The 24,021-nt window shown below is 67.4% G+C and carries 19 protein-coding genes and 1 riboswitch; of the genes, 6 read left to right on the forward strand and 13 right to left on the reverse strand.

Annotated features, from left to right (window positions below):
* Nucleotides 1-230: 230 nt before the first annotated feature.
* Both AAFF32_RS19160 and AAFF32_RS19165 read right to left on the reverse strand, forming a co-directional pair.
* Nucleotides 231-3,371: an efflux RND transporter permease subunit gene (locus AAFF32_RS19160; protein ID WP_216964002.1), complete on the reverse strand. Its 3,141-nt coding sequence runs from the start codon at nucleotides 3,369-3,371 to the stop codon at nucleotides 231-233.
* A gap of 16 nt (nucleotides 3,372-3,387) precedes the next feature.
* Nucleotides 3,388-4,437, reverse strand: a complete 1,050-nt coding sequence (locus AAFF32_RS19165; protein ID WP_254200707.1) for an efflux RND transporter periplasmic adaptor subunit — start codon at nucleotides 4,435-4,437, stop codon at nucleotides 3,388-3,390.
* Between the two features lie 361 nt (nucleotides 4,438-4,798).
* Here AAFF32_RS19165 and cysK point away from each other — a divergent pair, with 361 nt between their 5' ends.
* Nucleotides 4,799-5,755 carry a cysteine synthase A gene (gene cysK / locus AAFF32_RS19170; protein WP_216964006.1) on the forward strand — a complete coding sequence of 319 codons (957 nt, stop codon included), beginning with the start codon at nucleotides 4,799-4,801 and terminating at the stop codon, nucleotides 5,753-5,755.
* Nucleotides 5,756-5,902: 147 nt separating this feature from the next.
* Nucleotides 5,903-6,415 (forward strand): O-acetyl-ADP-ribose deacetylase, encoded by a 513-nt coding sequence (locus tag AAFF32_RS19175; protein ID WP_216964008.1) that lies wholly within the window; start codon nucleotides 5,903-5,905, stop codon nucleotides 6,413-6,415.
* Nucleotides 6,416-6,704: 289 nt separating this feature from the next.
* Here the strand turns inward: AAFF32_RS19175 and AAFF32_RS19180 are convergent, their stop codons facing one another.
* From AAFF32_RS19180 to AAFF32_RS19205, 6 genes are read right to left on the reverse strand one after another with little or no spacing between them, the layout of a single operon-like run.
* The gene (locus AAFF32_RS19180; protein WP_342316038.1) at nucleotides 6,705-7,301 is read right to left on the reverse strand and encodes a NapC/NirT family cytochrome c; all 597 of its coding nucleotides are present in this window, start codon (nucleotides 7,299-7,301) and stop codon (nucleotides 6,705-6,707) included.
* Entirely contained in the window at nucleotides 7,301-7,912 is a 612-nt protein-coding gene (locus AAFF32_RS19185; protein WP_342316039.1) for a nitrate reductase cytochrome c-type subunit, read from the reverse strand. The genes AAFF32_RS19180 and AAFF32_RS19185 overlap by 1 nt, the downstream gene beginning before the upstream one ends.
* Nucleotides 7,913-7,922: 10 nt before the next feature.
* Nucleotides 7,923-10,415 carry a periplasmic nitrate reductase subunit alpha gene (gene napA, locus AAFF32_RS19190; RefSeq protein ID WP_216964011.1) on the reverse strand — a complete coding sequence of 831 codons (2,493 nt, stop codon included), beginning with the start codon at nucleotides 10,413-10,415 and terminating at the stop codon, nucleotides 7,923-7,925.
* Complete coding sequence (locus AAFF32_RS19195; protein ID WP_342316041.1) at nucleotides 10,412-10,726, reverse strand: chaperone NapD; 315 nt, start codon at nucleotides 10,724-10,726, stop codon at nucleotides 10,412-10,414. The genes napA and AAFF32_RS19195 overlap by 4 nt, the downstream gene beginning before the upstream one ends.
* Nucleotides 10,723-11,226 (reverse strand): ferredoxin-type protein NapF, encoded by a 504-nt coding sequence (napF, locus tag AAFF32_RS19200; RefSeq protein ID WP_342316042.1) that lies wholly within the window; start codon nucleotides 11,224-11,226, stop codon nucleotides 10,723-10,725. The genes AAFF32_RS19195 and napF overlap by 4 nt, the downstream gene beginning before the upstream one ends.
* Before the next feature lies 1 nt (nucleotide 11,227).
* A complete protein-coding gene (locus AAFF32_RS19205) occupies nucleotides 11,228-11,392 on the reverse strand; it encodes a periplasmic nitrate reductase, NapE protein (protein WP_216964017.1) in 165 nt (54 codons plus the stop codon).
* Nucleotides 11,393-11,644: 252 nt separating this feature from the next.
* Between AAFF32_RS19205 and AAFF32_RS19210 the strand changes: the two genes are divergently transcribed.
* Nucleotides 11,645-13,312: a M14 family zinc carboxypeptidase gene (locus AAFF32_RS19210; RefSeq protein WP_342316043.1), complete on the forward strand. Its 1,668-nt coding sequence runs from the start codon at nucleotides 11,645-11,647 to the stop codon at nucleotides 13,310-13,312.
* A gap of 55 nt (nucleotides 13,313-13,367) precedes the next feature.
* On the opposite strand, the gene AAFF32_RS19215 is transcribed toward AAFF32_RS19210, so the two are convergent.
* The 5 genes from AAFF32_RS19215 to AAFF32_RS19235 all read right to left on the reverse strand — a co-directional run bounded on the left by AAFF32_RS19215 (nucleotide 13,368) and on the right by AAFF32_RS19235 (nucleotide 19,032).
* Nucleotides 13,368-14,378, reverse strand: a complete 1,011-nt coding sequence (locus tag AAFF32_RS19215) for a class I fructose-bisphosphate aldolase (protein ID WP_216964019.1) — start codon at nucleotides 14,376-14,378, stop codon at nucleotides 13,368-13,370.
* Between the two features lie 167 nt (nucleotides 14,379-14,545).
* The gene (locus AAFF32_RS19220) at nucleotides 14,546-15,187 is read right to left on the reverse strand and encodes a hypothetical protein (protein WP_342316044.1); all 642 of its coding nucleotides are present in this window, start codon (nucleotides 15,185-15,187) and stop codon (nucleotides 14,546-14,548) included.
* A gap of 162 nt (nucleotides 15,188-15,349) precedes the next feature.
* Complete coding sequence (gene pyk, locus AAFF32_RS19225) at nucleotides 15,350-16,816, reverse strand: pyruvate kinase (protein WP_216964022.1); 1,467 nt, start codon at nucleotides 16,814-16,816, stop codon at nucleotides 15,350-15,352.
* A 208-nt stretch (nucleotides 16,817-17,024) separates the two neighbouring features.
* Nucleotides 17,025-17,663, reverse strand: coding sequence for an HAD hydrolase-like protein (locus AAFF32_RS19230; RefSeq protein WP_342316045.1), 639 nt, complete (start codon nucleotides 17,661-17,663; stop codon nucleotides 17,025-17,027).
* Nucleotides 17,664-17,856: 193 nt separating this feature from the next.
* Nucleotides 17,857-19,032 carry a phosphoglycerate kinase gene (locus AAFF32_RS19235; RefSeq protein WP_216964026.1) on the reverse strand — a complete coding sequence of 392 codons (1,176 nt, stop codon included), beginning with the start codon at nucleotides 19,030-19,032 and terminating at the stop codon, nucleotides 17,857-17,859.
* 185 nt (nucleotides 19,033-19,217) lie between these two features.
* Nucleotides 19,218-19,429: riboswitch (cobalamin riboswitch) on the forward strand.
* Between the two features lie 311 nt (nucleotides 19,430-19,740).
* Between AAFF32_RS19235 and AAFF32_RS19240 the strand changes: the two genes are divergently transcribed.
* The 3 genes from AAFF32_RS19240 to AAFF32_RS19250 all read left to right on the forward strand — a co-directional run bounded on the left by AAFF32_RS19240 (nucleotide 19,741) and on the right by AAFF32_RS19250 (nucleotide 24,021).
* Nucleotides 19,741-22,104 (forward strand): ribonucleoside-diphosphate reductase subunit alpha, encoded by a 2,364-nt coding sequence (locus AAFF32_RS19240; RefSeq protein WP_342317315.1) that lies wholly within the window; start codon nucleotides 19,741-19,743, stop codon nucleotides 22,102-22,104.
* A 361-nt stretch (nucleotides 22,105-22,465) separates the two neighbouring features.
* Nucleotides 22,466-23,479, forward strand: a complete 1,014-nt coding sequence (locus AAFF32_RS19245; RefSeq protein WP_216964030.1) for a ribonucleotide-diphosphate reductase subunit beta — start codon at nucleotides 22,466-22,468, stop codon at nucleotides 23,477-23,479.
* Nucleotides 23,480-23,547: 68 nt separating this feature from the next.
* Nucleotides 23,548-24,021, forward strand: coding sequence for a DUF4019 domain-containing protein (locus AAFF32_RS19250; protein ID WP_216964031.1), 474 nt, complete (start codon nucleotides 23,548-23,550; stop codon nucleotides 24,019-24,021).

Consider the following 24,021-nt stretch of genomic DNA (forward strand, 5'->3'; position numbering starts at 1 on the left):
GGCGCGGGAAACCGAAATGGGGTGTTCAGGGTGGCATTCGCCAATACGTGGCGCCCACGGCCCACCGTTCGTCCTGAGCGTAGGCGCGAAGCGCCGGAGTCGAAGGATGGACGGGTGGGGACGCATCCGGCCCGCCCGCCCTTCGACTTCGCGGCTACGCCGCTACGCTCAGGACGAACGGTGAAACGCGCCGGCCTCTTCCAATCCTTGCAGCCGGCGCTCCAGGCCCTTTACGCGTGCCCACCCACCGACGGCGTGCTCGCTTCCAGCTTCTCCAGCTCCTGCGCCACCGCCTCGGGCGAACGCGTGTAGCGGGCCAGCAGCACGTAGAACGCCGGCACCACGAACAGCGACAGCAGCGTGGAGAACGACACGCCGAAGATCACCACGATGCCGATCGTCGCGCGGCTGGCCGAGCCCGGACCGCCGGCCAGCACCAGCGGAATCGCGCCGACCACCGTCGCGATGGAGGTCATCAGGATCGGGCGCAGGCGCACCGTCGAGGCTTCGACGATCGCCTCGCGGATGCTGCGTCCTTCATCGCGCAACTGATTGGCGAATTCCACGATCAGGATGCCGTTCTTCGCCGCCAGGCCCACCAGCATCACGATGCCGATCTGACTGAACAGATTGAGCGTTCCGCCGGTGACCGCCAGGCCAATGAGCGCGCCGAGCACGCCCAGCGGCACCGTCAGCATGATCACGAACGGATGGATGAAGCTCTCGAACTGCGCGGCGAGCACGAGGTACACGACGAGCAACGCCAGGGTGAAGGTCAGCAGCACCGCGCCGCCGGCCTGGATGTACTCGCGCGATTCGCCCTTCCAGTCGATCTGCGCGTGTTCGGGCAGCTCGGTGCGGACGCTGTCCTCCAGCCACTTGATCGCCTCGCCCAGCGGATAGCCCGGCGTGAGACCGGCGCTGATGGTGATCGCACGCAGGCGGTTGAAGCGGTTGAGGCTGCCCGGCTCGGCCAGCTCGCGCAGCGTCACCAGGTTCGACAGCGGAATCAGCGCACCGTCGCGCGCACGCACCTGGATCGCGGCGAGGTCCGCCGGCGAGGCGCGCAGTTCGCGGTCGGACTGCACGATCACGTCGTACTCCTCGCCGTTCTGCACGAAGGTGGTGACGCGGCGGCTGCCCATCATGGTTTCCAGCGCGTGGCCGATGTCGGTCACCGGCACGCCCAGGTCGGCGGCGCGCTGGCGGTCGATCTCCACGCGCATCTGCGGGCGCGTTTCCTTGTAGTCCGAATCGACCGAGAAGAAGCCCGGGTTGGATTCCATCTTCGCGATCAGCTTGTCGCGCCACTGCGCGAGTTCCGCGTACTCCGGCCCGCCCAGCACGATGTTGATCGGCTGGCCGCGCGTGCGCACCAGGCCGCCGGAGACCTGCGGCATCGCGCGCACGCCGGGCAGCTTGCCCAGTTCGCCGCGCAGCGAATCGGCGACCTGCGCGGTGGCGACGTCGCGGTCCTTCCAGTCCTGCAGGAATACCGCGATGCGGCCGGTGTGCATTTCCTCGCTGGCGCCGAAACCGCCCGGCACGCGCGGGTTGTAGCGCTGGATCACCTGGCCCTTGCCGGTGTGCGCGGCGACGATCTTTTCGACCTGCTGCACCTGGCCGACGGTGTAGTCGAAGCCGGCGCCTTCAGGGCCCTGGATGGTGATCTGGAACGAACCGCGGTCTTCGGCCGGCGCGAGTTCCGACGGCACCAGCTTGAGCAGCAGCGCGCTGACGATGATCGTGCCGACCATCACGCCGCCGACGATCAGGAGCAACTGCAACGGCGTGCGATTGGTCGTGCGCGACAGCAGGCTGCCATAGCGCTTGCCGATGCCGGCCAGCCGCGCGTTGACCCAGCGGTTGACGAAGTTCGACTTCTCCTGGCTGTGCGGACGCACCAGCTTGGAGGACATCATCGGCGTCAGCGTCAGCGCGACGAAGGCGGAAATCGCGACCGCGCCGGCCAGTGCCACCGACAACTCGCGGAACAGGCGCCCGGTGTTGCCCTGCATGAAGCCCACCGGCAGGAACACCGCCACCAGGACCGCCGTGGTGGCGATCACCGCGAACGCCACCTGCTGCGTGCCGCGCTTGGCCGCGACCAGGCGCGGTTCGCCCAGGTCAACACGGCGCTGGATGTTCTCCAGCACGACGATCGCATCGTCCACCACCAGGCCGATGCACAACACCAGCGCCAGCAGCGTGAGCAGGTTGATCGAGAAACCGAACAGGTACAGCGGAATGAACGCTGCGATCAAACACACCGGCACTGTCACCGCCGGAATGATCGCGGCGCGGAAGCTGCCCAGGAACAGCCAGATCACGAGCAGCACCAGCACGATCGCTTCGACCAGCGTGTGGTACACGCGCTCCACGGCCGATTCGATGAACACCGTGGTGTCGAAGGCGACGAAGATCTTGGTGCCTTCGGGCAGCGTCTTCTGGATCTGCTCGGCCGCGGCGCGGGCCGCGCGCGCGACGTCGAGCGAGTTCGCCGTGGAGGTCTTGACGATGCCCAGTCCGACGTTGGGCTCGCCGTTGCTGCGGTAGTACGCGCGGCGCTCGGCGGAGGCCAGTTCGATGCGCGACACATCGCCCAGCCGCACGATGTAACCGTCGGTGCCCTTGCCCAGCGGGATCTGCGCGAAGTCTTCCGGCTTCTGGTAGCTGCGCGCCACGCGCAGGGTGAAATCGCGCGCATTGGATTCGATGCGGCCGGCGGGAAGTTCGACGTTCTCCGCTTCCAGTGCGCTTTCCACGTCGTTGACGGTGATGCCGCGCGCAGCCAACGCGTCGCGGTCCAGCCAGATGCGCATCGCATAGCGCTGCTGGCCGCCGATGCGCACCTGCGCCACGCCGTCCACGGACGACAGGCGGTCGACCACGTAGCGCTCCGCGTAGTCGGACAGCTGCAGCGTGTCCATGCGCGTGGAGCTCATGTTGAGCCACAGGATCGGATCGGCGTCGGCCTCGACCTTTTCGACCTGCGGCGGATCGGCCTCTTCCGGCAGGCGGTTGGTGACGCGGCTGACCGCGTCGCGCACGTCGTTGGCGGCAGCCTCGATCTCGCGCGAGAGCGTGAACTCGATGCTGATCGACGCGCGGCCGTTGACGCTGCGCGATTCGATCGTCTCGATGCCCTCGATGCCGGCCAGCGCGTCTTCCAGGATCTGGGTGATGCGCGTTTCCACCACCGCCGCCGAGGCGCCGGGGTAGTTCACGTCCACCGAGACGATGGGCGGGTCGATCGCGGGCAGTTCGCGCAGGGTCAGGCGCGAGAAGGCCATCACGCCCAGCACGATGATGAGCAGGCTCATCACCGTGGCGAACACGGGACGGCGGATCGAGAGATCGGACAGGTTCATGGCATGACCTCCGGCGTCAGCCGGCCTTCGCCGAGCCGACCTCGCCTGCCGGCGGCTGGTCGCCCTTGGCGTCGACGATGCGTGCGCCCGCGCGCAGCTTGCCCGTGCCGTCGACCACGATGCGGTCGCCGACATTGAGTCCCTGGGTGACTTCGGCCAGCCCCTCGCGGCGGCTGCCGACCTTCACGTCCACGCGTTCGACCGACGAATCGGGCTTGACGCGGTAGACGAACGAATCGCTGCCGACCTGCACGATGGAGATTTCCGGCACCAGCAGCGCCTGGCGTTCCGGGCGCGAGAGCGTGATCTGCACCAGCATGCCCGGGCGCAGCGCGCGGTCGGGATTGGCGAAGTCGCCGCGCACCACCACCGAGCGGGTGGACTCGTCGATGCGGGCATCGATCGTGCTGACCTGGCCTTCGAACGCCCGGCCCGGATAGGCCGCGCTGGTGCCGCTGACCTTCTGGCCGACGGCGAGCACGGCGAGCAGGGCCTCCGGCACCGGGAAGTCGACGTAGACGCGGGCCGTGTCGTCGAGCGTGGCGATGGCCGTGCCCGGCGTGACCAGCGCGCCCGGGCTGACCTGGCGGATGCCGAGCACGCCGCCGAACGGCGCGCGGATCACGCGGTCGCCGATGTCGGCGCGCATCTGCGCCATGCGTGCGCGGGCGGCGTCGCGGATGGCGCGCTGGGTATCGAGCTGCGAGCGCGCGATGAGCTGCTGGCCGGCCAGTTCGGTCTGGCGCTGGTAGAGCTTGTCGGCTTCGTTCGCGGTGGCTTGCGCCTGCTCGAACGCAGCCTGCTGCTGGCGACCGGTGAGCGTGACCAGCGGCGCGCCCGCGGCCACCACGTCGCCGCTTTCGAAATGCACCTTCTCCACCGTCTCGCTGACCTTGGCGGTGACGGTGATGGATTCGCGCGCTTTCACGTTGCCCAGCGCCAGCACCGTGTCGCTGAAGGGCTGCATGCGGACCTGCTGCGTCGTCACCGGGATCGGGCGATCGCCGCCGTCCCTGCGCGCCTCGGCTCCGTTGCTGCCGCAGGCGGTGACCGCACCGGCGAGCATCAGCACGATACTGGCGCGAATGGCGCGGGAGCAGAATCTGAAACCAGGTCGCATGCGGCTCTCTACAGTGGGACGGCGTTTGCCTAAACCGGTGGATTCTAGCGGTCGAGTATCAACGCCTGCGTGGCCCATTGGTTGACAACACATTACGCACAGCGGGGCCAGGGGTCAGAAGGTGAATACCGTCCCGGATGGCCGGTTCGCCCCGCGGGTGCCGTCCGAACTGGATTTGAAGCCCGACTGTGGCACTCTCCGGTGACGGTCTCGTGCATGCCCGCGACCTGCGCCGCGACCCGGCCCTGAGGGCCCTGCCGCCGCCCGACTTCCCCGCCCACGCCCTTCAGCGCCCAGGAGTCGTCCCATGATCCATGACAGCATCCTCGACACCATCGGCCGCACCCCGGTGGTCCGACTGCACCGCCTCGCACCGTCGAACGTGACGCTTTACGTCAAGGTCGAAGCCTTCAATCCCGGTGGCTCGGTCAAGGACCGCCTTGCGCTGGCGATCATTCTGGACGCCGAAGCGCGCGGCCAGCTCAAGCCGGGCGATACGGTGATCGAAGCCACCTCGGGCAATACCGGCGTCGCGCTGGCGATGGTCTGCGCGGCGCGCGGCTACAAGTTCGTCGCGGTGATGAGCGATTCGTTCTCGATGGAGCGCCGCAAGCTGATGCGCGCCTACGGCGCCAAGCTGATCCTCACCCCCGCCGCCGAACGCGGCAGCGGCATGGTGCGGCGTGCGCAGGAACTGGCCGACAAGCACGGTTGGTTCCTCGCGCGGCAGTTCACCAACCCGGCCAATCCCGCCTATCACCGGCAGACCACGGCGGCGGAAATCCTGCGCGATTTCGCCGGTCGCCGGCTCGATCATTTCGTCACCGGCTGGGGCACGGGCGGCACGCTGACCGGTGTGGGCGAAGTGCTGCGCGTCGCCAGGCCCGAAGTGCGCGTGACCACCTGCGAACCGGCGGGCGCATCGCTGCTGGCCGGCAAGGAATGGCAGCCGCACAAGATCCAGGGCTGGACGCCGGACTTCGTGCCGGAGGTGCTCAATCGCGATGTCGCCGACGCGATCCTGCCGATCGACGACGTCACCGCGCGCGACACCGCGCGTCGCCTCGCCGTGGAGGAAGGCATCTTCGTCGGCATTTCGGCCGGCGCCACGGCCGCCGCGGCGCTGGAAGTGGCGCGTAATGCGGACGAAGGCGCGGTGATCCTGGCGATGCTGCCCGACACCGGCGAGCGTTATCTGTCGACGTTCCTCTTCGAGGGCGTCAACGAGGGCTCCGACGACGAGTGGCTGGCGTCGTTGAAGTAGCGGTCGGTTCGCAGGGTGCTCCGGGTTCCGCGACCCGGAGCCGTTGCCCGTCTGCTCGTCATGGCCGGGCGCGTGGCAGCCTGGGTCCCGTCATTCGCCGGGATGACGGCCATTGCGAATGACACCTCCCGAGCCCCGACTGCGCCCATGCCCATCGACGTCATCCAGGCCGACATCACCACGCTCGACGTTGACGCCATCGTCAACGCCGCCAACGAGACCTTGCTCGGCGGTGGCGGCGTGGACGGTGCGATCCATCGCGCGGCCGGGCCCGGGCTGCTCGGCGAATGCCGGGCGTTGCCGGAAGTGCGACCCGGTGTGCGCTGTCCGACCGGCGAGGCGCGTATCACGGGCGGGCATCGGTTGCCCGCGCGGTTCGTGATCCACACGGTCGGGCCGGTATGGCGCGGTGGCGATTCGGGCGAACCGGAGCGGCTTGCGGCCTGCTACCGGGCTTCATTTCGATTGGCCGACGAGCATGGCCTCGCGTCCATCGCGTTTCCGGCGATCAGCTGCGGTGTCTACGGCTATCCGCCGGAACGGGCGGTGCCGATCGCCGTCGCCGCGGCGCGGGCGTGGGTGGATGTCGGCGACCGGCGGGTGACCTTCGCCTGCTTCGGTGCGGCGATGGCGGATCTTTATCGTCGCGCGTTGGCTTGACCTTGCCTCCCAACTTGCCTCCCTCCCCTGCTTGCAGGGGAGGGTTGGGGAGGGGTTGCGATGCCGCGAAGCGGCGAGCTCGCCCCGTCACGAAGGTACGGGCTTCGACGGGGTCGTCGCTGCAATCCATGGCGTCGCGCCTTCGCGGCTGTGCCGCCGAGGCGATGACTTCGATGAGGTTATGGCTGCCGTCCGTGGCGTCACGCCGCCCGCTTCGGATCGCCCTGCCCGATCATCCATGGCCGGTCGTGAGCCGGTGCGCGAAGCTTCGCTTCGCAAGCGCGCCGCCTCACCCCTGCGGCACCCCCGCCATGTCGGGCAACTGATGCGCCACGCCCTTGTGGCAATCGATGCACGTCTTCTCGCGCGTGAACAACCAGCGCTTGTGGATCTGCGCCGCGCGCGATCCCTGTCGCGTGAGGTCCATCGACTCGTAGTCGTGGCAGTTGCGGCACTCCAGCGAATCGTTCGCCTTCAGGCGCGACCATTCGTGCATCGCCAGTTCCAGTCGGTGGTCGAGGAACTTCTCACGCGTGTTCACCGTGCCGAAGATCTTGCCCCAGACCTCCTTCGACGCCTGCATCTTGCGAGCGATCTTGTCCGTCCACTGGTGCGGGACGTGGCAGTCCGGGCACGTCGCGCGCACGCCGGAGCGATTGCTGTAGTGGATGGTCGTCTTCAGCTCCTGGAACACGTTGTCGTGCATCTCATGGCAGCTGGTGCAGAACTTCTCCGTATTCGTCGCCTCCAGCGCGGTGTTGAACCCGCCCCAGAAGAAGATGCCCGCCAGGAATCCCGCCGCGACCAGGAAGCCCAGGCTGTAGTGCACGCTGGGCCGTCGCAGCGTGAGCCAGTACGGTTGGAGCCACTCCCACAGGCGACGCATCACTGCGTCCTCTCCGCCGCTTCGGCGGTCGACGTGCCCGCCTCGGCGGCCGCCAGCACCGCGTCGATGTCCTGGAACGTGTTGCCGACCAGCAACGGTGCATCGGTCTGCACCACGTGGCACTGGTTGCAGAAGTAGCGGCGCGGAGAAATCGACGCGAGGAACTGGTCGTCGCGGTCCATGTAGTGCGTCACGCTGACCGGCGGCGCCTGGAACTTCTCCGCATTCGCGCGCGCGTGGCAGAGCATGCAGCGGTTGGAGTTCTTGTCGACCTGATAGCCATCGATGGCGTGCGGAATCGTCGGCGGCTGCATCGGGTAGGCGCGCACGCGCCTGACATCCGCGTTCTGCACGCGCCACAGCGGCTGCGGTGCGGCTTCCTGGTCCACCGGTATGCCGCGACGCAGTCCGTCGAGCTGGCGCAGGTCGGTACGGCCCAGCGCGGAATCGGCGCGCGCGGGCTGCGTGGCGGCCACCTCGCGCGGGCGTTCATGCTTCTTTTCGTCGGCACGGCCGAACAGCCAGCCGGCGATGAACACCAGCACCATCAAGCCCACCGTGATCCCACCGGCGATCCACAGCGGTCGGTTGCGCGTGAATGAGTTGCTCATGGCATCGCTCCTATGCGCCCAGCACCTTGACCGCGCACTTCTTGTAGTCGGTCTGCTTGGAGATCGGGTCGGTCGCGTCCAGCGTCACCTTGTTGATCAGCTGGCCCGCGTCGAACCACGGCACGAACACCACGCCCGGCGGCATGCGGTTGCGACCGCGCGTCTCCACGCGCGTGCGCATCTCGCCGCGACGCGACACGACGCGCACGTCGTCGCCGCGCTTGAAACCACGCTTGCGTGCATCATCGGGGTTCATGAAGATCATCGCCGTAGGAAAGCTGCGGAACAGCTCCGGCACGCGCATGGTCATCGAACCCGAATGCCAATGCTCCAGCACGCGGCCGGTGACGAGCCACAGGTCGAACTCTTCGTCCGGCGATTCCGCCGCCGGCTCGTACGGCAGCGCCCAGATCACCGCGCGTCCGTCCTTGTTTCCGTAGAACTGGAACCCCGTGCCGGCCTTCACGTACGGGTCGGCACCTTCGCGATAGCGCCAGCGCGTCTCGCGCCCGTTGACGACAGGCCAGCGCAGTCCGTGTGCGCGGTGGTAATCGTCGAACGGTGCCAGGTCGTGGCCGTGGCCGCGGCCGAACACGGCGTACTCTTCGAACAGGCCTTTCTGCACGTAGAAGCCGAAGTGGTGCGACTCGTCGTTGGCGTAGCCCGGCTCGATGTCGGAGACGGGGAAGCGGTCGACATTGCCGTTCTTGAACAGCACGTCGAACAGCGTCTTGCCCTTGAACTGCGGATTCGCGGCGAGGATCTCCGCCGGCCAGCACTCATCGGTGGTGAAGCGCTTGGAGAATTCCATCAGCTGCCACAGATCCGAGCGCGCCTGCGCGGGCGCGTTCACCAACTGGTGCCAGAACTGCGTGCGGCGTTCGGCGTTGCCGTAGGCGCCTTCCTTCTCCACCCACATTGCCGCCGGCAGGATCAGATCGGCCGCCTGCGCGGTGACCGTGGGATACGCATCGGACACGACGATGAAGTTTTCCGGATTGCGATAGCCCGGCCAGGTCTCCTCGTAGAGGTTGGCCGCCGCCTGCATGTTGTTGTTGACCTGCACCCAGTAGGCGTTGAGCTTGCCGTCGCGCAGCATGCGGTTCTGCTCAACCGCGTGGTAACCCGGCTTGGGATTGATGATGCCGTGCGGAATCTTCCAGATTTCCTCGGCGTGCTTGCGGTGCTCGGGATTGGCCACGAGCATGTCGGCCGGCAGGCGATGGCTGAAGGTTCCGACCTCGCGCGCGGTCCCGCACGCGGACGGCTGTCCGGTGAGCGAGAACGGGCTGTTTCCGGGCGTGGAGATCTTCCCCGTCAACAGGTGGATGTTGTAGACCATGTTGTTGCACCACACACCGCGCGTGTGCTGGTTGAAGCCCATGGTCCAGAACGACATCACCTTCGTCTTCGGATCGGCATACAGCTGCGCCAGCTTCTCCAGCCAGCCGCGCTCCACGCCGGTCATCTCCACCGCCTTGTCCAGCGTGTAGGGACGCACGAACGCGGCGAACTCCTCGAACGTGATCGGCTGACCGCCGTTGGCGTCCTTGGCGTTCTTGGCCTTCAGTTCCAGTGGATTGTCCGGGCGCAGGCCGTAACCGATGTCGTCGTTGCCGCGCTTGAAGGAGGTGTGCTTGCTGACGAAATCCTTGTTGACGTTGCCGCTGGTGATGATGTGGTTGGCGATGTAGTTGAGCATGACCAGGTCGGTCTGCGGCTTGAAGACGATCGGGATGTCGGCCAGTTCGAAGCTGCGGTGCTCGAAGGTCGACAGGACCGCCACCTTCACATGCGGATGCGACAGACGGCGGTCGGTGACGCGCGTCCACAGGATCGGATGCATCTCGGCCATGTTCGAGCCCCACAGCACGAACGCGTCGGCGGCCTCGATGTCGTCGTAGCAGCCCATCGGTTCGTCCATGCCGAAGGTGCGCATGAAGCCCATCACCGCCGAGGCCATGCAATGGCGCGCGTTGGGATCGATGTGGTTGCTGCGGAAGCCGGCCTTCATCAGCTTGTTGGCCGCGTAGCCTTCGAAGATCGTCCACTGGCCCGAACCGAACATGCCGATGTAGTCGGCGCCTTTCTCCTTCAGCACCTTCTTGAACTGCGCGGCCATCACGTCGAAGGCCTCGTCCCAGCTCACCTGCGTGAACTCCCCGTCCTTGGCGTACACGCCGTTCTTCTTGCGCAGCAGCGGCATGGTCAAGCGGTCGCTGCCGTACATGATCTTCGACAGGAAGTAGCCCTTGACGCAGTTGATTCCGCGGTTCACCTCGGCGTGAACATCACCGTGCGTGGCGACGACGCGGCCTTCCTTCACCGCGACGTTGACGCCGCAACCGGTGCCGCAGAAACGGCACGGCGCCTTGCTCCATTTCAACGTGGTGAGGTCGCCTTCGGTAACGATGTTTGCGGTCCCGCCGGGCAGCGGCATGCCGGCAGCGGCGGCGGCAGTGGCGACGGCGGTGTTGCGGATGAACTCGCGACGGGTGGTCATGGCGCGACTCCGGGTGCGGCGATGTCTGGGGCGGTCTGCACGGGCGCGTCGAGCGCCTCGCGCGGTTCGGCGTGGTGGTAGACGAGCGCGACGTTGAGCACGCCGGGCAGCGCGCGCAGTGCGTCCATGCGATCGAGCACCGCGTACTGGTTGGCGCACTCGCACAGCACGACGCTGCGGATGTCGCCGCGCAGGGCGAGTTCGAGATCGGCCGTGGCGTCGATGTGCGCCACCATCGCGTCGATCGCCTCGGCCCGGTGCTGGACGACGAAGCTGGCGATGTGGACGTCTGCGTTTTCGTCGGGCTTCATGCCGCCTCCGTGGCGTGCCTGGAAAGCGCCATCGCGCCCACCGGGCAAACGCCGACGCAGGCACCGCAGCCGTTGCAGCGATCGACGTCCACCGTGGGCAGCGGGACGCGTGCGGTCAAAGGAAATGCGATCGCGCGCGCCGGGCAGGCATCGCGGCAGCTGGAGCACACGACGCCGTGGCGCGGCAGGCAGGCCTCGCCAGCCAGCGCGCGCAGCTGCCAGGGTTCGGCCGAAACGTCGCGCGCCAACGCGCGCGGCTTGCAGGCGCGCTCGCATTCGCCGCAGAACGTGCACTCGCCCAGGCGCGGATCGAACACCGCGTAGCCCGCGGCACCGCGCACGAGAACGCGCTCGGGGCAGCGTTCCACGCATGCGCCGCAGGCGGTGCAGGCATCGAGGAAGGCCGCTTCGTCCAACGCCCAGGGCGGTCGCAACGGTGGCGTGGCAGCACGACGGCCGAACAGCAGGGCACGACGCGCGGAGTTCGGCTGGGCCGCCATGTCAGTGCCCCGTCGGCGGGCCGGAGACGAACATCTGCCAGAACCACACGATGAAGCCGTAGGCCGCCACGATGATGATCGTCACCAGCGGGAACACCACCGCCGTGAGGAGGAGGAAGGCCGTTCGCTCACGTCGCTTGATGACGGCGTCATCTGGCTGGTCCATGGCGCGCTCCTGAGTATCGCCGGTGCATGGACGCCGCTTCGTGCGCCGTCCATGACACTCAGTCTGCCGGGGCCTGCGCGCCACGCGCCTTGACCTAGGTCAAGGGCCAAACGCGGCCCTGCACTCCCCGCGCCGCATCGTGATCTACGGGACGTGCAAGCCGCGTATAGAAGATGTGCAGACGCGGCATGGCCGAAGGCGTGTTCATCGCGGCCGGGCACCGATGGCCGATAGTGCGGCAGGGAGGAATCCATGCGTACCGCCGCCCTCGCCCTGATGCTCGCCCTGTGCGCCGACGTGCGCGCGGCCGATCCGGATGACGCGCCGCTGTTCGTCTCGGCGCACTACGCCGACCGCGCCGCGCTGCAGCGCATCGCCGGGCGGTTCCAGCATGTGCTGGTGGACGAAACCACCCGCACCGCACGCTGGGAAGCGACCCGCGAAGAGATTCTGGCCTTGCGCCGCGAGGGCCTGGACGTGCGCATCGACGAGGCCGGCACCGCGCGGCTGCGCGCTTCGGAGCCTGCCCTGCACGTAGGGGCCGACGCGATCACCGGTTTCGCCTGCTATCGCACGGTGGAGGAAACCTACGCCACGATGGACCGCCTGGCCACGCAGCGGCCCGATCTGGCCCGAGTGGTCGACATCGGACCGAGCTGGCTGCGCGCGCGCGATGCGAACACGGGCTATCGCATGCGGGCGCTGGTGCTCGGCAACGCGGCGACCGACGCGCAGATCGCCAACAAGCCCAGCATGCTCGTGTACGGCGCGATCCACGCGCGCGAGTACACGCCGGCCGAGCTGCTCACGCGGTTCGGCGAATGGCTGGTGGACGAGTACGGTCGCGATCCCGAAGCGACGTGGCTGATGGACACCTACCGCTTCCACCTGGTGCTGCAGGCCAATCCGGATGGACGCGAACGCGCGCAGTCCGGAGCCTCGTGGCGCAAGAACGTCAACGACCGCAACGGTTCGTGCTCGCCGGACGATTACGGTGTCGACCTCAACCGCAATTTCCCGTTCCGCTGGAACGGTGCGGTCGACGGGTCCAGTGGCAATCCCTGCGCGGGCACCTACCGTGGCCCGCAAGGCGCATCCGAGCCGGAAACGCTGAACCTGCTGCGCTACGCCGCGGGCGTGCCCGATGCCGGCGGCGTCTATCGCGGCGGGCTGTTTCCCGATCGTCGCGGCGATGCCGCCTCATCGCCCGCGCCGGCCGACTATCGCGGCCTCTTCATCGACCTGCACAGCTACTCCAAGCTCGTGCTGTGGCCGTGGTCGCACACGGCCTCGGCCAGTGCCAACTACCGGGAACTGCGCACGCTCGGCCGGCGCCTGGCGTGGTTCAACGACTACGCGCCACGGCAGTGGGTCGGCCTGTACATCGCCGACGGCACCACCACCGACACGATGTACGGCCTGCTCGGCGTGCCGAGCTACACGATCGAAATGGGCGTGGCCTTCTTCGAAAGCTGCACGACTTTCCAGAACACCACGCTGCCGCGCAACCTCGCCGCGTTGCGCTATGCCGCACGCAACCTCACCGCGCCCTACCTGTATCCGGGCGGACCCGATGCGGTTTCGGTGAGCGTGTCGCCCGCGAGCGTGCGCGCGGGGCAGCCGGTCATCGTCACCGCGGTTCTCGACGACAGCCGCTACAAGCAGAGCAACGGCACGGAAGCGGTGCACACCGTCACCGCCGCCTCGGCCTATCTGAACCAGCGACCGTGGAGCGCCGGCGCGGTGCGCATCGCAATGCAGGCCGGCGACGGCGCCTTCGACGCGAGCCGTGAAACCGTGCGCGCCACGCTCGCCACGAACGGCCTGGCGCCCGGCCGCCATGCGGTGTTCGTGCGCGGCGGCGATGCCTCCGGTGCGGTGGGGACGCCAAACGCGGCGTACTTCACCGTCGTGCCCTGAAAAAGAAAGCCGGCGCGAGGCCGGCTTTCTTCGTACCAGCAATGGACGCCTGCGCTTACGCGGCCTGCTTCCACTGGCCCAGCGCGGCCAGGCCGTTGTCGCGGGCGCGCTCGTACACGGTCTGCTGCGCGCGGGCGAAGTTGTTCACCAGGTCCTGCGACCACAGCTTCAGCGCGGCGGCCTGCATGGCGCGGCCGTAGGAGAACGACAGCGGCCACGGGTTCGGGCCCATCTGGTTCATCGCGTTGAGGTGCGCGGTGGCGGCCTCGTCCGACTGGCCGCCCGAGAGGAACACGATGCCCGGCAGCGTGGCCGGCACGGTCGACTTCAGGCACTGCAGCGTCGCGGCGGCCACTTCGTCGTAGCCCACGTCTTCGCCGCTGGTGGTGCCCGGCACGACCATCGAGGCCTTCAGGATGGTGCCTTCCAGCAGCACGTTGTGCTCGTACAGCGAAGCGAACAGCGAACGCAGCGAGACTTCGGTGACCTCGAAGCAGGTTTCCAGGTCGTGGCTGCCGTCCATGATCACTTCCGGCTCGACCATCGGCACCAGGCCCTGCTCCTGGCAAAGCGCGGCGTAGCGGGCCAGCGCGTGGGCGTTGGCGTCGATGCAGGTGCCCGACGGAATGTCGTCGCCGATGTTGATCACCGCGCGCCACTTGGCGAAGCGGGCGCCGAGCTTGTAGTACTCCTCCAGGCGGGCGCGCAGGCCGTCCAGGCCCTCGGTCACCACTTCGCCCGGGAAACCGGCGAGGTTGTGCGTGCCCTTGTCGACCTTGATGCCCGGGATCATGCCGTTGTCGGCCATGTACTTGGCGAACGGCACGCCGTCGCTGGTGGACTGGCGGATGGTCTCGTCGAACAGGATCGCGCCGGAGATGTACTCGTTGAGCTTCGGCGTGGTCAGCAGCAGCTCGCGGTAGCGGCGGCGGTTCTCTTCGGTGTTCTCGATGCCGACGCCGGCGAAACGCTTGGCGCAGGTCGCGCCCGACTCGTCGATGGCGATGATGCCCTTGCCCGGGGCCATCATTGCCTGGGCGGTTTCGGCAAGCTGTTCGATGCTCATGGGTCGTCCTGCGGGAGCGGTGGGAAGCCCGACATTATAGCCGCAGCGTTCCGTTCCTGGACGGGCCGCAGGACCAGAAATCAACCACTTGCAGACCAGACACCCCCGAATCCAATACCACTTGGGGTGTATGCGGTTACATGGCCGCCGAACGGTATGCCGTCCCGTCAGGGCCCGGCGAGCACCTCGCGCATGACTCGGTTGGCCGACTCGCGCGTGCGCAGGAAAGCGCCGTCCTCGTCGATGCCAGGGACGAAGTCAGCATCGGCCAACCGCGCGTTCTTGAGCGCCACGATCCGGGTGTAACAGGCGTCCATCGACTCCGCGTGCGGGCAGCCGAGGAGGTGGTAGAACTCGTGCACGGTCGCCTTCGCGGGCGAAGTGAAGACCTGGTTCAACGACACTCGCGTCGCCACCACGTAGCCGCGCGTGTGCGTCGGGTCGTCAACCATGCCGAGCACCTCCGGCATAACCAGGCCCCACAGTGCGTCGCCGGCATTGCGGTCGACGAAGGCCACCAGGCGGTCGCAGGGCGCTTCCACTTCGCGGCGCACGATGTCGTCGAACAGACGCTCATGGGTGAAGCCGGCGCGTTGCCACGGGCGCGCCCACGGGACGACGACATCGATGCCGTAGGACCTGAACTCCTTGTTGACCGCCGCGATGAGCGTGTCGATGCGCTGCGGCGTCACGTCGTCGGTATGCAGCACGCAGACGCGCAGCTGCATCGGCGGTCCGTAATCGTGGGCAAAGCGTTCGCGCGTGTGCATGCCGACGCTGGTACAGCCGGCCATCCACAGCGCCAGCATGACCACCACTACGATCCTGAAGCGTGCAACCGCCGACCGCCCCTCGCTTGCCATGACAGCCCCCCCCCGCAACTGGTTCACGGCGTGAACCGTTGCGCGAAAGATTCTCATGGAAATTAGGCGAAGGAAAAGATAGCGCCGAGCCTGGGCCCGGCGCGCAGGTCAGAGCTCGCCCAGCCCCTCGGCCGTGCCGCCCTCGCCCACCTGCAGCAGGCGCAGGGTGTTGGTCGCGCCGAGCTGCTCCATGTGGTCGCCGCTGGTGAACATCACGCGTTCGCCCACGCTGAGCAGGTTCAGGTCGAACAGTTCCTTGACCGCCTTGCGCGCGGCATCGCGCGAGCTCAGGCCGCGGCTGTCGAAGTCGTGCGCCACCACGTCGCGCATCAGGCCCATGCGCCGGCGCGCGCCGTCGTGGCGCGAGAGCGCGTAGATCGGCACCTGCGAACGGAAGCGCGACAGGAAGCGCGCCGTGCCGCCGGATTCGGTCATGGCGATGATCGCGCGCACGCCGATGTGCTCGGACAGGAACATCGCCGCCATGGCGATGGCCTGGTCGGCGCGTTCGAGGTTGCGCGGTGCGGCTTCGAAATCGGTGTCGTGGTTGAACTGGCGTTCGGCGCCCAGGCAGATGCGCGCCATCGCCTCCACCGCCTTGACCGGATAGCGACCGGCGGCGGATTCCTGCGACAGCATCACCGCATCGGTGCCGTCGATGACGGCGTTGGCGACGTCGAGCACTTCCGCACGCGTCGGGATCGGGCTGTCCACCATCGACTGCAACATCTGCGTGGCGGTGATGACAACCTTGTTGCGCTCCAGCGCCTCGCGGATGATCTTCTTCTGCAGGCCCGGAAGCTCGGCGTCGCCGATCTCCACGCCCAGGTCGCCGCGCGCGACCATCACTACGTCGGAGGCATCGACGATCTCGGTCAGGTTCTCGATCGCCTCGGCGCGTTCGACCTTGGCGACGAGCGCGGCATCGCTGCCGTTCTCGCGCGCGATGCGGCGCGCTTCGTTCATGTCGGCGGCATTGCGGCAGAACGACACGGCGATGAAGTCCGCGCCCAGTTCGGCGGCGACCTTGATGAGTTCCTTGTCGCGTTCGGTCAGCGCGCCCAGCGACAGACCGCCGCCGAGCTTGTTCAGTCCCTTGCGGTCCGACAGCGCGCCGTCGTTGAGGACGGTGGTGACGATGCGCTCACCTTCCACCGCGCCCACGCGCAGTTGCAACAGGCCGTCGTCGAGCAGGAGCACGTCGCCGGGGCGAACGTCGTTGGGCAGGCCGAGGTAGCTCACGCCGACCTCGCGCAGGTTGCCCAGCGGCGCGTCGTTGCTGGCGACCAGGTCGAAGCGGTCGCCGGTCTTGAGCAGCACGCGGCCTTCGGCGAAGCGCTCGATGCGGATCTTCGGGCCGGGAAGGTCGGCGAGGATGCCGACTTCCACGCCGACGCGTTGCGCGGCTTCGCGCACGGCGTTGGCGCGGGCGATCTGCGAAGACGGATCGCCGTGGGAGAAATTGAGGCGGACAACGTCGACGCCGGCGGTGAGCAGTGCGTCGAGGACGCCCGGCGGATCAGTGGCCGGGCCGAGGGTGGCGAGGATCTTGGTGCGGCGTCTTGTGGTCGTCATCGAATGCAGGTCCAGAGAACCCTTGGACGCTAACACAGCTCTTCGTACTTTCGGTTTGACTCCATCCGCAGGCCCGCCATACCGCGGCGCATCCGCGAAAGTGGTCTGATATCCCCCACCCGAAAGCAGACCACCGCGCGCCGCGAGGCCGCCTCGGGGCGGTCCCGCACCGTGTCGCTGCGCGAAACCTCGAGAGACCGCCGCCGGCTCAGGCGGCCAGCAGTCCGGGCAGGTCGTGCGGCGTGGACGCCAGGTGAAGCGCACCGGCCTCGCGCAGTTCAGTCTCGCCACCGAAGCCCCATAGCACGCCGATGTTGCGCATGCCGTGGTGGCGCGCGCCTTCGATGTCCATGCGGCGGTCGCCGATCATCCAGCACTCGCCGGCGGGCAGATCGAAGCGGCGCAGGGCCTCGGCGATGAGCTGGTCCTTGTGGCTGATGCTTCCGTCCAGCGTGGCGCCGATCACGTCGACGAAGCGATGCCCGAACGGCAGGTGGTCGACGATCTTGCGTGCGTGCGGCTCGTTCTTGGCGGTGACCACGGCCAGCGTGTAGCCGGCGCCGTGCAGCGATTCGATGGTTTCGCCGATGCCGGCGTAGACCTCGTGCTCGGCCCAGCCGTGGGTTTCGAAGCGGTCGCGGTAATGCAGCACGGCTTGCTCGACCTTCGCCTCGTCGTTCAACAACGGACCGAAGCTGGTGCGCAACGCGGGGCCGATCCAGCGCCGCAGCTCCTCGTGCGGCGGCACCGGCAGGTCCATCGCGACCAGCGCGTGCTCGACGCAGCGGGTGATGCCGATCGCGGAGTCGATCAGCGTGCCGTCCATGTCGAAGAAGAGCGTTGCCATGCGTATTCAGTCCTTACAGGCCGTGTGGTACCGCCAGATTTCGCTCGCCCCTGCACGGCACACCGTTCGTCCTGAGCGTAGCGAAGCGGAGTCGAAGGATGGACGGGTCGGACGCTCCCGGCCGCTCGCCCTTCGACTTCGGCGCTGCGCGCCTACGCTCAGGGCGAACGGTGCAGGGAACAAGCCTCCGGCGTTACGCCGCGCGCGCCTTCAACGCCGTCACCGCCGGCAGTTCCTTGCCTTCCAGGAACTCCAGGAACGCGCCGCCACCGGTGGAGATGTACGACACGTCGTTCTCGATGCCGTACTTGTCCACGGCCGCGAGCGTGTCGCCGCCGCCGGCGATGGAGAACGCCTTCGACGACGCGATCGCGCGCGCCAGCGTTTCCGTGCCCTTGCCGAAGGCGTCGAACTCGAACACGCCGACCGGGCCGTTCCACACGACCGTGCCGGCGGCCTTGATGAGCTCGGCGTAACGCGCGGCGGTCTGCGGGCCGATGTCGAGGATCATGTCGTCCGCGCCCACGGCGTCGACGGCCTTGACCGTGGCCGGCGCATCGGCGGCGAAGGCCGGCGCGACGACGACGTCGGTGGGCACGGGAATGTCGGCGCCACGCGCCTTGGCGTCGGCCATGATCTTCTTCGCGGTATCGATGAGATCCATCTCGACCAGCGATTTGCCGACGCTGTGACCCATCGCGGCGATGAAGGTGTTGGCGATGCCGCCACCGACGATCAGCTGATCGACCTTGGACACCAGCGACGACAACAGCTCCAGCTTGGTGGAGACCTTCGAGCCGGCAACGATGGCCAGCAGCGGACGCGCCGGGTTGTCCAGCGCCTTGGCGAGGGCGTCGAGTTCGGCCATCAGCAGCGGGCCGCCCGCAGCCACTTTCGCGAACTTGATGGCGCCGTGCGTGGAAGCCTGCGCGCGGTGCGCGGTGCCGAAGGCGTCCATGACGTACACGTCGCACAGCGCGGCGTACTTCTTCGACAGCGCTTCGTCGTCCTTGCCCTCGCCGACGTTCATGCGGCAGTTCTCCAGCAGCACGAGCTGGCCCGGCTTCACCTCGACGCCGTCGACCCAGTCCTTCACCAGCGGCACGTCGATGCCGAGCAGCTCCGAAAGCCGCTTCGCCACCGGCGCCAGCGAGTCCTCCTGCGTCCACGTGCCCTCCTTCGGGCGGCCCAGGTGCGAGGTGACCATCACCGCGGCGCCCATCGAAAGCGCCAGCTTCATCGTCGGCAGCGCGGCGGTGATGCGCTGTTCGGACGTGATGCGGCCGTCGTCGATGGGCACGTTGAGATCCTCGCGGATCAGCACGCGCTTGCCTTGGAGGTCGAGGTCGGACATGCGGAGGATGGACATGGGCGGTCGCCTTTGGGCCCTCTCGTCGAGGGGAAATGGGAGGGTGGTCGATCGCACGGGCGCACGTCGGTGCGCCGCGCGTGGGGCGGCATTGTCCCCCGCGTGGACGCGCCGCGGCAAATCGGCGCGCCCGCATGTTCCACGGTTATCCACAACATTTAGCGTTGACGTATCACCGAACCCCCACTATGTTGTGGCCCGTCGGTGCCGACCTCGCGGTCGGCTTAAAAGGGAAGCCCGGTGCGGACGAACGTCCAAGGCCGGCACTGCCCCGCAGCGGTAAGGGAAACGAACGAGCCATGCCACTGGGCGAACGCCCGGGAAGAGGCTCCGTAGGAAGAGGCGATACCGCCTCGCGTCCCGAGTCCGAAGACCTGCCGACAACCGCGCGTTGCACACCGCGCGGTGCCGGCCAGGGAGTCTTCGGAGGGAAGACGGTCGGTGTCGCATCGATGACGGCGTTCTGCCGCCATCGCGCCCGCCGTCTCGGGCTGCGCGACACCCCGTCCACATCATCCAGGCTCCCGCGCCCGCGTCGTCCTTCGAGGGAAAGGACGGCCAGACGTGCGCCCACGCACTGGAGTCGCCATGACCATCACCACGCAAGCGCCCGCCGTCGCCTCGCCGACCGACGCCGCACCGCAGCGCGCGCCCGCCGACCACGCGCCCGCCGGCTTCGCCCTGACCCCGCCCGCGGCCAACCTCACCATGACGGTGACCAAGCGGAGCGGCCGCCGAGAGCCGGTCGATCTCAACAAGATCGTGCGCGCGGTGACGCGCAACGGCGAAGGGCTGTTCTCCGTCGATCCGATGCGCGTGGCCACGCGCACCATCTCCGGCCTGTACGACGGCGCCAGCACGCGCGAGCTGGATGAACTGTCGATCCGCACCGCCGCCCTGCTCACCGCCGAAGAGCCCGAATACGGTCGCCTGGCCGCGCGCCTGCTCGCGGGCGTGATCGAGAAGGAAGTCGCCGGGCTGGAGATCCATGCGTTCTCGCAATCGGTGCAGCGCGGGCACGAGCTGGGCCTGATCAACGACCGCCTGCTGACCTTCGTGCAGGCCAACGCGCGCAAGCTCAACGACGCGATCGACCAGTCGCTCAACGCGCGCTTCGACTACTTCGGCCTGCGCACGCTGTACGACCGCTACCTGCTGCGCCACCCGACCGCGCGCACGGTGATCGAGACGCCGCAGCAGTTCTTCCTGCGCATCGCCTGTGCGCTGAGCGAGGACGTGAGCGAGGCGCTGTCGCTGTATCGGCGTATGGCGCAGCTGGACTACATCCCGTCCTCGCCGACGCTGTTCAACTCCGGCACCACGCATGAGCAGCTGTCGAGCTGCTTCCTGCTGGACTCGCCCGACGACTCGCTGGAAGGCATCTACAAGCGCTACATGGACGTGGCCAAGCTCTCCAAGTTCAGCGGCGGCATCGGCCTGTCGTACACGCGCATCCGTTCGCGCGGCTCGCTGATCCGTTCCACCAACGGCCTGAGCAACGGCATCGTGCCGTGGCTGAAGACGCTGGACGCGTCCGTCGCGGCGGTGAACCAGGGCGGCAAGCGCAAGGGCGCGGCCTGCGTGTACCTGGAGCCGTGGCACGCGGACGTGGAGGAATTCCTTGAGCTGCGCGACAACACCGGCGACGAGACGCGCCGCACGCACAACCTCAACCTGTCGAACTGGATTCCCGACGAGTTCATGCGCCGCGTCGAGAGCGACGGCGAGTGGTCGCTGTTCGATCCGGCGAAGGTGCCGCAGTTGACCGACCTGTGGGGCGACGCATTCGAGCGCGCCTACCACGCCGCCGAAGCGGCGGGCCTGGCGACGAAGAAGGTGAAGGCGCGCGACCTGTACGCGCGGATGATGCGCACGCTCGCGCAGACCGGCAACGGCTGGATGAACTTCAAGGACAAGTCCAACCGCGCGTGCAACCAGACACTGCGCGAGGGCAACGTCGTGCACCTGTCGAACCTGTGCACGGAGATCCTGGAGGTCACCTCGCAGGACGAGACGGCGGTGTGCAACCTGGGCTCGATCAACCTCTCGCACCACGTCGAACTCTTCGAGGAAGGCCCGGTTCACGGCGAATCCGGCCGCTTCGATTTCGACAAGCTCGCCGAGACCGTGCGACTGGCGGTGCGTCAGCTCGACCGCGTCATCGACCTCAACTTCTACCCGATCGAAACCGCTCGCCGCGCGAACCTGAAGTGGCGCCCGGTGGGCCTGGGCGTGATGGGTCTGCAGGACGTGTTCTTCAAGCTGCGACTGCCGTTCGACTCCGAACCGGCGCGTGCGCTGTCGAGGAAGATCGCCGAGAACATCTATTTCCACGCGCTGTGTGCATCCAACGAACTGGCGATGGAACGCGGACGCCACCCAAGCTTCGCCGACACGCGCGCGGCACAGGGCGAACTTCAGTTCCAGGCCTGGGGCGTGGAGCCGGAGGACATGGAGCGCTGGGACGGCCTGCGTTCGCGCATCGCCGAGCACGGCCTACGCAACTCGCTGTTGGTCGCCATCGCGCCGACGGCAACGATCGCGTCGATCGCCGGCTGCTACGAGTGCATCGAGCCGCAGGTGTCCAACCTGTTCAAGCGCGAGACGCTGTCGGGTGATTTCCTCGTCGTGAACCGTTACCTCGTCGATGAGCTCAAGACGCTGGGCCTGTGGACGCCGGAACTGCGCGACCGCATCAAGATGTCGGAAGGCTCGATCCAGGGCGTCGAAGCGATCCCCGAATCGCTGCGTGCGGTGTACCGCACCGCGTGGGAGCTGCCGATGCGTTCGCTGATCGACATGGCCGCCGATCGCGGCGCCTTCATCGATCAGAGCCAGTCGCTCAACCTCTTCATCGAGAGCCCCAACATCGGCCAGCTGTCGTCGATGTACATGTACGCCTGGAAGAAGGGCCTGAAGACGACGTATTACCTGCGTTCGCGCCCAGCCACCAAGATCGCCAAGGCGACGGTGAGCGGCGCGGCCGCGCAGTCGCCTGCGCCGGCATATACGCCGACGGAGGCTGTCGCCTGTTCGCTCGAGAATCCCGAGGCCTGTGAGGCCTGCCAATAATTCGTCCCCCAGCAACAGGAGTGTGAAATGGCAAAGAAGCCCGAAAACCACGGCAAGGCCTGGACTCCGAAGCAAGAGTCGGAACTGAAGAGTCTCGCAGGCGGAAACACCCCCACGCGCGTAATGGGTCTGAAGTTGGGTCGAACGGAAGACTCCGTTCGCGGGAAGGCAGCTGACTTGGGGGTTTCGCTGAAACCTACGAATCAGGCGCCTTACAACCGCCGCAAAACCTGATTCGAACAATCTTAAGTTCTTCCTCACTTGTTCCTCCAGCCGCTCGGCGCCAAAGACCTGCACTCCCTCCCCTGATGGAGGTCGTGGCGTCCCGCGGCTGGAGGACAAGGTTCAAGCCGAGAGCGCCATGACCGAACGCAACCGCCTGCTCGACCCGGGCTTCGACCTCACCCTGCGGCCGATGCGCTACCCGCAGTTCTACGAGATGTACCGCGACGCGATCCGCAACACGTGGACGGTCGAGGAGGTCGATTTCTCGCTGGACGTCAACGACCTCAAGCACAAGCTCGGCCCCGCCGAGCGCCACCTGATCGAGCGACTGGTCGCGTTCTTCGCCACCGGCGATTCGATCGTCGCCAACAACCTGGTGCTGAACCTCTACCAGCACATCAACGCGCCCGAAGCGCGCATGTACCTCTCGCGCCAGCTGTACGAGGAAGCGCTGCACGTGCAGTTCTATCTCACCCTGCTCGACACGTATCTGCCCGATCCGGTCGCGCGCGCGAAGGCGTTCGCGGCGGTGGAGAACATTCCGTCCATCCGCGCCAAGGCGGAGTTCTGCTTCAAGTGGATCGATTCGATCCAGGACCTGCAGCGCATCGAGACGACCGCGCAGCGCCGCCAGTTCCTGCTGAACCTGATCTGCTTCGCCTGCTGCATCGAGGGCTTGTTCTTCTTCGCGGCCTTCGCCTACGTCTATTACCTGCGTTCGCGCGGCCTGATGCATGGGCTCGCGTCGGGCACGAACTGGGTGTTTCGCGACGAGAGCTGCCACATGGCGTTCGCGTTCGAAGTGATCGACACCGCGCGCGCGGAGGAGCCGGAGCTGTTCGACGACGAGCTGAAGGCGCAGGTCGTGCGGATGCTGGAAGAAGCCGTGGAGTGCGAGATGCAGTTCGCACAGGACGTGCTCTCCGGCGGCGTCGCCGGGCTCTCGCCCAAGGACATGCGCCAGTACCTGCAGTACTGCGCCGACCAACGCCTGGCGCAACTGGGCCTGCCCAAGCATTTCGGCGCGACCAACCCGTTCGCGTTCATGGATCTGCAGGATGTGCAGGAAGTGACCAACTTCTTCGAGCGGCGCGTCTCGGCCTACCAGGTCGGCGTCGAAGGCGAAGTGGCGTTCGACGCGGCGTTCTGACCGCGTCACGACCGGCTTCACGGCCGGCGGTGGATACTCCGCGCGCCCGTCACGCCGGAGTAGCCGCCATGCATCCGCTCAAGCAAGCCCTCTTCGCCACCGCGCTGGCGGGCATCGCATTCGCGGTGGCATCGCAACCGGCGCCGCAGCGCGCGGCGCCGGCCGCATCCCGCGCACCGGCGACCGACATCGGCCCGTCGAATGTCGTGCAGGCCGCGACCGAGGTGGCGCAACTGATCGACGGCGGGCGCATTGCCGAAGTGTGGGACGGCTCTTCGCCGGTCAGCCAGCGCGCGATCACGCGTGACAAGTTCGTCGCCGAGGTCAACGCGCAGCGCAAGCCGCTCGGTGCGCCGACCTCGCGCCACTGGATCGCGGTGACGCGCAACGCGGTGCAGGGCGACAAGACGGTACCAAGCGGCATGTACGTGAGCGCACGCTTCGAAACGCACTTCGCGGGCAACCGGATCGCTGAAGAGCTGTTCTCGTTCCGCTACGACGAAGACAGCACCTGGCGACTGAGCGGCTACTGGATCAAGTAA

The sequence above is a fragment of the Lysobacter sp. FW306-1B-D06B genome, assembly GCF_038446665.1.
GTDB lineage: Bacteria > Pseudomonadota > Gammaproteobacteria > Xanthomonadales > Xanthomonadaceae > Lysobacter_J.